Consider the following 10,991-nt stretch of genomic DNA (forward strand, 5'->3'; position numbering starts at 1 on the left):
TTATCAAATTCTGCTTTAGTACGCATAAAGTAGTATGGTACCTTAGCTCAGATGGTAGAGCAATGGACTGAAAATCCATGTGTCCCTGGTTCGATCCCTGGAGGTACCACAATTAATGCTCGGATGGTGAAATTGGTAGACACGCTGGACTTAAAATCCAGTGAACAGCAATGTTCGTGCGGGTTCAAGTCCCGCTCTGAGTACAAAAAAACTTCAGTTGGCTAAGGCCGACTGAAGTTTTTTTTGTTTAATAATTTTTGGTGGCTAATCAGCGGAAATACAGAAGCTGCTATTGGATCAGGGCAAAAACCTGTGAAGCGATAAAAATTAGTCAATCTAAACAGGAAAAATTCCACATTTCTTTGTCCTCTAAATTGAGATCTAAAAGCTTTCATTTCTGCCTGCGGCAGGCAGACTAGCATTGAAATATTTTTTGCTAAGTAGTTATTGAATTTTTTAAGGAGTTTATGATTTTCATTTATCTGAAGAATTTGTGCTTCTATTATCAAAATAGTTTAATATGGTTTTATAATGATTCATCAGCGATCTTGAGATTGTATTGAAAGACTTAAATCCTGATTGATTTATTTTTTCATGCCATCTAGCCAATGTTGCAAGTACAATATTTTTATCTGTTGTTTTCTCAAAAGATGTTTTTCAAATCCTGAGCTAAATCATAGGCTTTTTAAATCAGGATACAATTCAAATAATACTACGGCGCATTCTGTTTGTTTTTTAGATTGCTTTGATTTGTTTTTGTACAGGAAACTACTATTCTTAACTAACAATTGTTTAGCGGTATCATTATTTGTCAACAGTATCGGTTTAAAATTTTTTGGCTTTTTCTAATGCTAGATTTTCCAAATTAATGTCTTGCTAGCGGCTTTTGATGTCAATTTCTTGTTACGCTTGCACAGAAAAATCGCAATAGCTGTCGCGCGACACGTCAATAATTGCATTCTTTAACACTCTGATCATTTTCTTGATGGTGGGTCTTTTTTTATTGTTGCAACGGAACTACGTTTATTTTTTTCATTTTTTAAATATAAATTATATGCTGTGGTTTATTTACGAGCTGTTGTGTCACTCTTATTTGTAATAAAAAACAGTGACAATTTAGCGAAACTTGTATTTAAACGGGTTTTTTTGTTTTGTAACGTTTTATTTGTTAATAGATTTTTTAATATGAAATAATTTATGGTTTTATTGTATTTTTATTCAAGAAAAATAGTAATAAACCAATGTTAGCATCATCAACCCTCAATTCATTTGAGTCGACTTTATCCTAGCTATTAAATAAATTCCATATGAAACAAAAACTACTTTTTGTGATTGCCTTATTTTTAATGTTCGTTAGTCAAGTTACTCAAGCCCAAAACAGCTCGAGGGATTATTTGGTAAGAGCTACGATGGGAACTTCAGGGTCTTCAGAAAATATCACGGCAAACAACAAGCAATATGTTGTACAGCAAAGTATAGGACAAGGCAGTGTTGTAGGTACATTTGAGGGTAGTGCTTACCCCGTGCGCCAAGGCTTTATACAGCCCAATTTAATGGCAAAAATCGTAGACTTAGCCGTCCCGTTAAATCTGGAAGCATCTGTTTATCCAAATCCTTTTGTAGAGAGTGTCAGCATATCCTTTACAGAACAAATTATTGGAGAGGTAGAAGTGGCTGTTTTTGATATGGTTGGGCGATTGGTGTTTTCAAAAAGCTATACAGCCAATCAAGTGGTAATAGCGCAGTTTAACCCTCTTCCGGGTGCTAATTATATTTTAAAGGTAAGGGCCAACAACAAACAATTCATAAATAAAATACTCAAAAAATAAGTGGGCAGCATTTCCTTTTTAGGATTTAGTCTGGTTTAAATAGAGATAATTAAAAAATACAAACCAAAACAGAAAACAAACGATTATGAAAAAATTATTACTCTTATTGCTATTATTAGTGACGGCATTTCAAGGTTTTTCCCAAACCAAAGGAATCAGTTACCAAGCGGTGATATTAAATCCTAAAGGGAATGCAAATGGACAAAATAATGTATTGGCCAACACCCAGGTTTCCATACAATTTACAGTTGTAAATGCATCTGGGACTAATGAGTACATAGAAACACATACTACAGATACGGACAGATATGGTATGGTCAATCTTTTAATAGGAAGCGATCCAACAACAAGCAGAGGTGATTTCGGAGCTATTTTTTGGGATGGTGAGACAAAGAAATTAAAAGTAGAGATTGATTTTTCAGGAGGCAGTAACTTCAGCTTTTTAAGTGAGCAAAATTTGACTTACATGCCACATCCGCCAACGAAAGAAGTAACGGATGGCATTAAGACAAATGCGGCAGCAATTTCAGAGGAAGTAACAAGAGCAAAAGCAGCAGAAGAAACAAATGCAGCAGGTATTTTAGCATTAGAAACTGAACAAGTAGCTCAGAATAGTGCTATTGAATTAAATACGGTAAAAACAGGCAGCATTGATGCACAGGCAGCAGCTATTACCGATTTGCAAGCTCAAGTCGCCACTTTACAATCCCAAATAAAAGGATTACTACCAAGTTCATTATCTAGTGTAAGTATTGGTACCCAAGGATGGCAAACCAGGAACTTGGATGTGACGGCTTATAGAGACGGTACTCCAATACCTGAAGTAACGGATGCAGCCGCTTGGGCAGCATTAACCACAGGGGCTTGGTGTTATAACGAAAATGAAAGCTCAAATGGCACAACTTATGGTAAATTATATAATTGGTATGCGGTAGCAGGAATACATGATGCTGCCTCGTTAACTGATATATCCTTAAGAAAGCAATTAGCCCCAACAGGCTGGCACGTTCCTACAGATGTGGAGTGGACCACATTAACCACTTTTTTAGATCTACGAGATAATACAGGTAACTTAGGAGGCAAGATGAAAGAAACGGGAATAAGTCCTGATGGTACCTGGTTAAGTCCTAATACGGGCGCTACTAATAGTAGTGATTTTACGGCTCTTGCAGGAGGTTTACGCGGTGGCCGCAGCGGCTTATTTAGCCCCATTGGCGAGAATGGTGCCTGGTGGAGTTTTAATACTGCCTACGGCCTTCGCCTAATAAACACTAGTGGCGATGTATTCAGCAACAATCTAAATCCAACTGCTGGTTTATCAGTGCGTTGCCTCAGGGATTTAGGAACAGCTATTGCGCCACAAGTTCCTAATGCACCAATCATAGGGACAGCTATAGAGGGGGGTAGTCAGGCGAGTGTAACATATACTGCTCCTGCATTTAATGGCGGTTCACCAATAACCATATATACGGCGACTTCATCACCAGATAATATTACAGGTACTCTAACACAGGCAGGAAGTGGCATAATAGAAGTTACCGGTCTCGCCTTGGGAATCACTTATACTTTCACAGTAACCGCTACAAATGCTGAAGGAGAAAGTGCAGCAAGCACAGCTAGTAATACGGTAACAGGATCGGAAGCAGGTTCACTATCTAGTGTAACCATTGGTACCCAAGTATGGCAAAGCAGGAACGTGGATGTACCTACTTATAGAGACGGTACTCCAATACCTGAAGTAACGGGTGCAGCCGCTTGGGCAGCATTAAAGACAGGGGCTTGGTGTTATTATCGCAACGACTCAGCAAACGGCACAACTTACGGTAAATTATATAATTGGTATGCGGTAAAGGGCATAACTGCTGCAGAGGACGCAACACCAACTGATGTACAAATAGCTGCAAGAAAGCAATTAGCCCCAACAGGCTGGCATGTTCCCACAAATGAGGATTGGAGCACATTAACCAATTTTTTAAATCAACAAGATCCTCTTAGTGGTAACACAGCATACCAGATGAAAGAAACGGGAACAACGCACTGGTTAAGTCCTAATGAAGGAGCTACTAATAGCAGTGGTTTTACAGGTCTTCCAGGAAGTATACGGGGGGGCGATTTTGGGACATTCATCGACGATCAATTCTATGGCATTGGCAATTTTGGTAGCTGGTGGAGTTCTACGGAGTCCCGTCCACTAAACGCCGATTCCCGTCACCTGAGTAACGAGAGTATTGTAGGAAGACTCATTGAACTTAAGACCTTTGGTCACTCAGTTCGTTTCGTCAGGGATTAATACTTTGACCCTTAGAAAAATAGAAGGGGCATTAGCCCCTTTTTTTATAAAAATGCATTGCTCATTACTGCATTTTATTTTCAAAACAAAACGTTAGTAGGTGCTCGTCTGTGAAGAGTAGCTTCTTGAACTGAAAGAAGAGTCGTAGCGTTTGCAACGCAGGATTAAAACTTTATTAAAACAAATCAAGGGCTACACTAAATTTTGACTTGCCTTCATTAACAAAGGGTCTTATCAGCATAAGGTTGATAAGACCCTTTTTTATTGGCGGAGAGCTCTCTGTTATAATGCGGAGATTGGTTTCGACCACGCGAACAGCTGCAACCGCGCAATGAGTTGGGATATTGCTTTCATCATTAAGGGGAGTCTTGTTTCCAAATCAAATTTGTAACTTTGAGCAATATTAAATCATGAGAAAAAAATGTTGAAACCAGAAAGCATTAAAATACTTCAAATCGATAGTAATAACCCCATTTTATCGGGACAATCCCATCTCTTGCTCTTCTGCGACGAGTACTTACTTAGCTTTGTAAACTGAGTAAAGGGTTTTTAACGCTGCTCCAACAAAAATCATCACAAAGGCTCTACATTTACATTATAAAAAACAGTATTATCTTCTTCATAATTCCTATGACTACTATTTACATAATCTCTTTCATAGAAAACAATTTCGGCATCAACAGGATTATAATGTATATAGTTTACACGTTGTTCTATTTTTTCTAAAGTATCTAAAATAAAAGGATGAAAACCATCTTGCCATAATTTATAATTTTTCGTCCTCCCTGTTTTTTGCGCCTCAAAACTAAATTTCCGTAATAGCCATTCTCGTCGACTCTCAGTATGTTCTTTGATCGCTTCTATTAGTTTTTTTGATGTGAATTTTTTAAAATCCCGAATAATATTTTGCAATTCACTATCGAAAGCCGTTACAATTAAATGTATATGACTCGTCATATAAACATAAGCATGTACACTCAATCCTTTTTCTTTGATACAATAATTTAAGGATTCATCCAAGATATTACAATAAACAGGTCTAGTAAATAAATCTACCCAGTCTACGACTGTTATAGTAATAAATGTTGGTACTGTACTATCAATAACTTTGTATTTCTCAGACATCGTTTTCTATCAAATGTATTAATTTTAAGAAAACGATGATATAAAAAACAGTAGCTTCATTATTACTTCTGTTTTAGTTAGCCGCGTTGCAAGCGCTACGATTTGTCTTTTAATTTAAGTAGGTACTCGATGCAATCGAGCACCAGAGGAAGAAGTTAATTATAAAAGCCGCATTGCAAATGCTTTATTTAGTTCAGACAAGTAAGTAGGTACTCGTCGCAGACGAGCACCAGATAAAGTTAAGTCATCTCGGTTTTAGTTATCCCCGTTGCAAACGCTACGATTTGTCTATTAATTTAAGTAGGTACTCGTCGCAGACGAGCACCAGATAAAACCATTGGGATCATATTAAAAAAAAGAGGAGTTAGGTCATCCCAGTTTTAGTTAGCCGCGTTGCAAACGCTATAATATGTCTTTTGATTTAAGTAGGTAAAACCATTGGGATCATATTAAAAAAACAGGAGTTAATTCATCCCAGTTTTAGTTAGCCGCGTTGCAAACGCTCTAATATCCCTTTTAATTTAGGTAGGCACTCGATGCAATCGAGTACCAGAGAACGTGGACAAACGAGTACCAGTGGGTGTGGCTAAATTTGTTCTAAAAAATAAAGTAACGCGATGGCGCAAGTAGTTTGTCTGTCATAGCGGAGTAACCACGTGGCAAACGCTATAATATGCCTTTTAATTTAAGTAAGCACTCGATGCAATCGACCACCAGAGAACGTAGACAAATGAGTACTAGTAAAAAAAACAGGAGTTAAGTCATCTCGGTTTTAGTTATCCACGTTGCAAATGCTATAATATGCCTTTTAATTTAGGTAGGCACTCGATGCAATCGAGCACCAGAGAACGTGGACAAACGAATACCAGTGGGTAAATTGTATCGATAACTAGGAAAAGCGCATTAAAAACGGATTTCGATAGATTTTCTGTTACTTTTTACTACACAAAAAACATTCGAACTGAAGTTTTAAATAATTACATACAGCGGGTTACGATAATGTTAAATCAAATTAGTTGTTTACTTTTCTTATGGATGATTTAAATTTGTTTGTTCTTTAATGTGTATTTTTGTACACAAAAATATTTTTAAAGATGAAAAAACTGATTTTGTTTTTGGCTGTTATTATTATGTCAAATTTACAAGCACAAGACCGACCTAAATTGGTCGTAGGTATCGTTGTTGATCAAATGAAAATGGAATATTTGTATCGTTTTTCCAATGATTTTTCCCCTAATGGATTTAAAAGATTAATGGATAACGGGTATACGTTTCAAAATATGCATTTTAATTATATGCCAACTTATACGGGACCTGGACACGCTTCAATTTATACAGGAACCACGCCAGATACTCACGGTATCGTAGGTAATGAGTGGTTTAGTAGAACATTAGGGAAAGAGATGTATTGTACAGATGATGCTAGTGTAAGTACGGTAGGTGATGGAACGAAGGAAGAGGGAGAAATGTCTCCTAAGAATCTACTAACGACAACTATTACTGATGAGTTGCGAATGGGAACTAACTTTAAGGGAAAAGTTATTGGTATGAGTCTTAAAGATCGGGGTGCCATTTTACCAGCGGGGCATTTTGCAAATTGGGCATTTTGGTACAGCAAAACGGGTTCTTTTATTTCCAGTACTTTTTATGGCGAAAAACTTCCAAATTGGGTTCAGAAATTCAATGACGAAAAACATTATATGCCTTATATCAATAATGGATGGGATTTATTGAAGGCTAAAAGTACGTATAATGAAAGCCTAGAGGATAATAATCCATATGAAGGTAAATTGTACAATAGTACCGCTCCAATTTTCCCTTATGATTTAAAGGATATGTATGCTAAGAATGATGCGGGTGTATTGCGTGCAACTCCGTTTGGGAATAATCTATTAGCTGAGTTTGCGATGAAAGCGATAGAGAAAGAGGAGTTAGGAAAAGATAACGTTACTGACTTTTTAACGGTTAGTTTTTCTTCTACAGATTATGTAGGTCATTTAATGGGACCAAGATCAATGGAATTACAAGATACTTACTTGCGATTAGATCAAACCATAGCTGAGTTTTTGAATTATCTGGACAAAACTGTTGGTAAGGATAATTATTTATTGTTTTTGACCGCTGATCATGCCGGCGCTGAAAATGTAAATTATTTAAAAGACCATAAATACAATGTAAATAGTATTAGTCCTGCAGTTATTAGAAATAACCTGAAGGATTTTTCCATAAAGACTTTTGGTGTTGATTTAGTATTGAATTATTCCAGTTTTAATTTATTTTTCAATAGAGAAGTAATCAAAAGTAAAGGATTGGAGTTGGTTAAAGTTAAAGATGCATTTAAGAGTTATTTGATGACACAAGATTACGTAAAGAGAGTCTATAGCGAAGAGGATATTTTAAATTCAACCGGTAATGATTATTTTTTAAATTTCATTGCAAAAGGGTATGATGTAACGCAAAACGGAGATTTGGTTATCTTAGATAAGCCAGGTTATATAGAATATCAAGGTACCGGAACGTCGCACGGAACAACTTATTCTTATGACACGCATGTTCCTGCTATTTTTTATGGCTGGCACATTAAAAAAGGGGAGTCTTTTAATAAAAAAGAGATCACTCAAATTGCACCAACGATTGCCCAGAAGATAAAAATTTCATTTCCTAACGGAACTGAAGCTCATGTTCTTGAGGAAGTTTTGAAGGACTAATTTAGTTTATGGCCGTAAAAAAAGCTGTGTTTTTTAAAACACAGCTTTTTTTTATGGATATTTTTTTCTAAACTGTAGCTTCTATTGGCAACGGAATTTGATTTTTCAATAAGTCCTCAAAGGTTTCATGGGCACGGATTAAATGTCCTTTTCCATTCATCCATAAAACTTCGGCCGGTCTGTATCTTGAATTATAGTTAGATGCCATAGAATAGCAATACGCTCCTGCGTTTCTAAAACTTAAAATATCACCTTCCTTGATTTCAGGAATCCTTCTGTTGTTGGCAAAAGTGTCCGTTTCGCAAATATATCCCACTACTGAATAGAAACGCTCTTTTCCTTTTGGATTCGAGATGTTGTCAATTTGATGTTGCGAGCCATAAAGCATCGGTCGGATCAAGTGATTGAAGCCACTGTCTATACCGGCGAACACAGTTGACGTTGTTTGTTTGATTACGTTTACTTTTACTAAAAATTGTCCTGCCTCGCTTACCAAGAATTTTCCTGGTTCGAATATTAGCGTCAATTCTTTTCCGTATTCTTTGCAAAAAGCGTTGAATCTTTTAGACAATTTTTTACCTAACTCTTCAATATCAGTTTCGATATCATCTTTTTTGTAAGGGACTTTAAATCCGCTTCCAAAATCTAGGAATTCAAGGTTTTTGAAATTTTTGGCAGCATCAAATAATATTTCCGCAGCATATAAAAATACTTCAATATCAAGGATATCTGAACCCGTATGCATGTGAATACCTACGATGTTCATTTTAGTGTTTTGAACAATACGAACTAAATGAGGCAATTGGTGAATTGAGATACCAAATTTACTGTCGATATGACCTACTGAAATATTCGTATTTCCACCTGCCATCACGTGGGGGTTGATACGGATACATACGGGAACATCTGGATGTTTTGTGCCAAATTGCTCTAATATGGACAGGTTGTCAATGTTTATTTGAACTCCCATTGCGTTGACCTCTTCGATTTCTTCAAGAGATACTCCGTTAGGGGTATAGAATATTTTTTCTGGTGCGTATCCTGCATGAAGCCCTAAAAGTACTTCCTGAATAGAAACGGTATCTAAACCGGATCCCATTTCTTTTAGTAGTTGAAGTATGGCCACATTTGACAATGCCTTCATTGCATAGTTGATGCGCAAGTTGTCCACCTTAGAAAAAGCTTTCGTTAATCTATTGTACTGGGATTTTATTTTTTCGGCATCATAAACATATATTGGACTGCCAAATTGTTCTGTTAACTGAAGTAAGTCTTTTGGTTGCATTGTTATTAATTTTTAGCAAATTTATTACTCTTTTATGGATATGGCAAGCGGATATCTAAATTCTAACAATTTGTAACAAAATGTTATAAAATCAACAAACGATGGGTTTGTACCCAATATTCGGGTGAGTGATAGTAGCGAAAAGCCACGGTCACTGGAGCGCGAACGAAAAGGACGAGAACTTTAATCGGATAGCGTACCAGGCAAGAGCGGTAGTGAATGTCTGGCCACCCCAAAAACATAAAAGGCTGTCATAAATTACTTTTTGACAGCCTTTTTATATCCTTTTTTATGTTTACTATAGACTTGGCAAATCACCATTTCCTTTTGTAGGCAAGTTGGTAGATCCCATCAAATATAAATCAACTTCCCTTGCTGCTTCACGACCTTCTGAGATTGCCCAAACGATTAAAGATTGCCCTCTTCTCATATCACCAGCGGTGAAGATGTGGGGTACATTTGTTTGATAATTGGTCGCTTTGTAATTAGTGCGCATGTCCGTCTCTAAACCTAGTTGGTCGCTTAATGTTTTTTCAGGACCCGAAAATCCAAGAGCCAAGAGAGCTAAATCACAAGGCCATGTTTTCTCAGAACCTTCTTTTTCGACTAATTCAGGTCTTTGTCCTGGTGTCATTTTCCATGCTACTTCTACGGTTTTCAAGCCTATCAATTCTCCTTTTTCATTAGAAAGGAATTCTTTAGTATTGATTAACCAATTTCTATCGCAACCTTCCTCATGTGAAGAAGATGTTTTTAATTGTAATGGCCAGAAAGGCCATGGCGTAGTTTCACTTCGTCCAACAGGTGGTTTAGGCATGATCTCGAAATTGGTAACTGATTTTGCTCCCTGTCTGTTGGAAGTCCCTACACAGTCAGATCCCGTATCTCCACCACCAATAACAATAACATCCTTACCAGTTGCAAGTATTTGATTAGGAATCACTTCTCCGTACAACGATTTTGTTTGTTGTGTCAAGAAAGTCATCGCTTGAACCACTCCTTTGCTTTCAATCCCTTTTGTAGGTAAGCTTCTACTTGATGTAGAGCCCCCGCATAATACGATCGAATCGAATGCATTCAATTCTTCTGTGCTGTAGTTTACGCCAACATTTACATTAGTTTTAAAAGTTATTCCTTCTGCTTCTAGAATTAGAACACGACGGTCTATAATTGCTTTTTCTAATTTAAAATTTGGAATTCCATATCGCAATAAGCCACCGATAGCATTATCTCGCTCAAAGACCGTTACAGTATGTCCAGCTCTATTTAATTGTTGAGCAGCGGCTAATCCGGCAGGACCGGAACCTATAACTGCTACTGTTTTACCGGTTCTTTGTAAAGGAATTTGGGGTTTAATCCATCCTTCTGCAAAACCTCTCTCTATTATATTTTTTTCAATATTCTCGATTGCGACAGGCTCTTCAATAATACCTAACACACACGATTTTTCACATGGTGCAGGGCATAAGCGTCCCGTAAATTCTGGAAAGTTATTTGTTGCTTGTAAAATTTCTAAGGCGCCTTGCCATTCCTCTTGATGTACCATATCATTAAAGTCAGGAATCAAATTTCCTAATGGACAAGCACTATGGCAAAACGGAATGCCACAGTCCATGCATCTTGATCCTTGTTCTTTAATTTTATTTTTATCTAATGGAATTGTAAACTCATTATAATTTGAGACACGTTCCGCTATTACTACATTACTTTCGTCAGTTCTATCGTATTCTTTAAATCCACCTATCTTTCCCATG

At 36.9% G+C, this 10,991-nt stretch carries 8 protein-coding genes and 2 tRNA genes; 5 read left to right on the forward strand and 5 right to left on the reverse strand.

Translation table 11 applies throughout. The annotated features are described in order from the left end of the window. The first annotated feature begins 36 nt into the window (after window positions 1–36). Together CXF59_RS07715 and CXF59_RS07720 are read left to right on the forward strand one after the other, a co-directional pair. Window positions 37–109: transfer RNA gene (locus CXF59_RS07715), tRNA-Phe, on the forward strand. An 8-nt stretch (window positions 110–117) separates the two neighbouring features. Beyond that, window positions 118–203 (forward strand) — tRNA-Leu (locus tag CXF59_RS07720). Window positions 204–221: 18 nt separating this feature from the next. Here the strand turns inward: CXF59_RS07720 and CXF59_RS15330 are convergent. Continuing rightward, window positions 222–509 (reverse strand): hypothetical protein, encoded by a 288-nt coding sequence (locus tag CXF59_RS15330; RefSeq protein ID WP_157824549.1) that lies wholly within the window; start codon window positions 507–509, stop codon window positions 222–224. Next, on the reverse strand, window positions 475–609 hold the full coding sequence (locus CXF59_RS15335) for a transposase (protein ID WP_232758767.1): 135 nt from the start codon (window positions 607–609) through the stop codon (window positions 475–477). The genes CXF59_RS15330 and CXF59_RS15335 overlap by 35 nt, the downstream gene beginning before the upstream one ends. Window positions 610–1,307: 698 nt before the next feature. On the opposite strand from CXF59_RS15335, the gene CXF59_RS07730 reads away from it, so the two are divergent. Together CXF59_RS07730 and CXF59_RS15340 are read left to right on the forward strand one after the other, a co-directional pair. After that, window positions 1,308–1,829, forward strand: coding sequence for a T9SS type A sorting domain-containing protein (locus tag CXF59_RS07730; RefSeq protein ID WP_101137253.1), 522 nt, complete (start codon window positions 1,308–1,310; stop codon window positions 1,827–1,829). An 85-nt stretch (window positions 1,830–1,914) separates the two neighbouring features. Further along, window positions 1,915–4,119, forward strand: a complete 2,205-nt coding sequence (locus CXF59_RS15340) for an FISUMP domain-containing protein (RefSeq protein WP_101137254.1) — start codon at window positions 1,915–1,917, stop codon at window positions 4,117–4,119. 573 nt (window positions 4,120–4,692) lie between these two features. On the opposite strand, the gene CXF59_RS07740 is transcribed toward CXF59_RS15340, so the two are convergent. Continuing rightward, window positions 4,693–5,244, reverse strand: a complete 552-nt coding sequence (locus CXF59_RS07740; RefSeq protein WP_101137255.1) for a transposase — start codon at window positions 5,242–5,244, stop codon at window positions 4,693–4,695. A gap of 1,094 nt (window positions 5,245–6,338) precedes the next feature. Here CXF59_RS07740 and pafA point away from each other — a divergent pair. Then, window positions 6,339–7,952 carry an alkaline phosphatase PafA gene (pafA, locus tag CXF59_RS07745; protein WP_101137256.1) on the forward strand — a complete coding sequence of 538 codons (1,614 nt, stop codon included), beginning with the start codon at window positions 6,339–6,341 and terminating at the stop codon, window positions 7,950–7,952. A gap of 67 nt (window positions 7,953–8,019) precedes the next feature. Here pafA and lysA read toward each other — a convergent pair whose 3' ends face one another. Beyond that, window positions 8,020–9,237, reverse strand: a complete 1,218-nt coding sequence (gene lysA, locus CXF59_RS07750) for a diaminopimelate decarboxylase (RefSeq protein WP_101137257.1) — start codon at window positions 9,235–9,237, stop codon at window positions 8,020–8,022. 298 nt (window positions 9,238–9,535) lie between these two features. Continuing rightward, window positions 9,536–10,990 carry a glutamate synthase subunit beta gene (locus CXF59_RS07755; RefSeq protein ID WP_101137258.1) on the reverse strand — a complete coding sequence of 485 codons (1,455 nt, stop codon included), beginning with the start codon at window positions 10,988–10,990 and terminating at the stop codon, window positions 9,536–9,538. Between the last annotated feature and the right edge of the window lies 1 nt (window position 10,991).

Origin of the sequence: Flavobacterium sp. ALD4 (genome assembly GCF_002836475.1) — a bacterium.
Classification (GTDB): Bacteria; Bacteroidota; Bacteroidia; order Flavobacteriales; family Flavobacteriaceae; genus Flavobacterium.

Bases quoted from the DNA above. Each gene is read 5' to 3' on its own strand.
- CXF59_RS07730 (WP_101137253.1), top strand. From the start codon at position 1,308: ATGAAACAAAAACTACTTTTTGTGATTGCCTTATTTTTAATGTTCGTT.
- CXF59_RS15340 (WP_101137254.1), top strand. From the start codon at position 1,915: ATGAAAAAATTATTACTCTTATTGCTATTATTAGTGACGGCATTTCAA.
- pafA (WP_101137256.1), top strand. From the start codon at position 6,339: ATGAAAAAACTGATTTTGTTTTTGGCTGTTATTATTATGTCAAATTTA.
- CXF59_RS07740 (WP_101137255.1), bottom strand. From the start codon at position 5,244: ATGTCTGAGAAATACAAAGTTATTGATAGTACAGTACCAACATTTATT.
- CXF59_RS07755 (WP_101137258.1), bottom strand. From the start codon at position 10,990: ATGGGAAAGATAGGTGGATTTAAAGAATACGATAGAACTGACGAAAGT.
- lysA (WP_101137257.1), bottom strand. From the start codon at position 9,237: ATGCAACCAAAAGACTTACTTCAGTTAACAGAACAATTTGGCAGTCCA.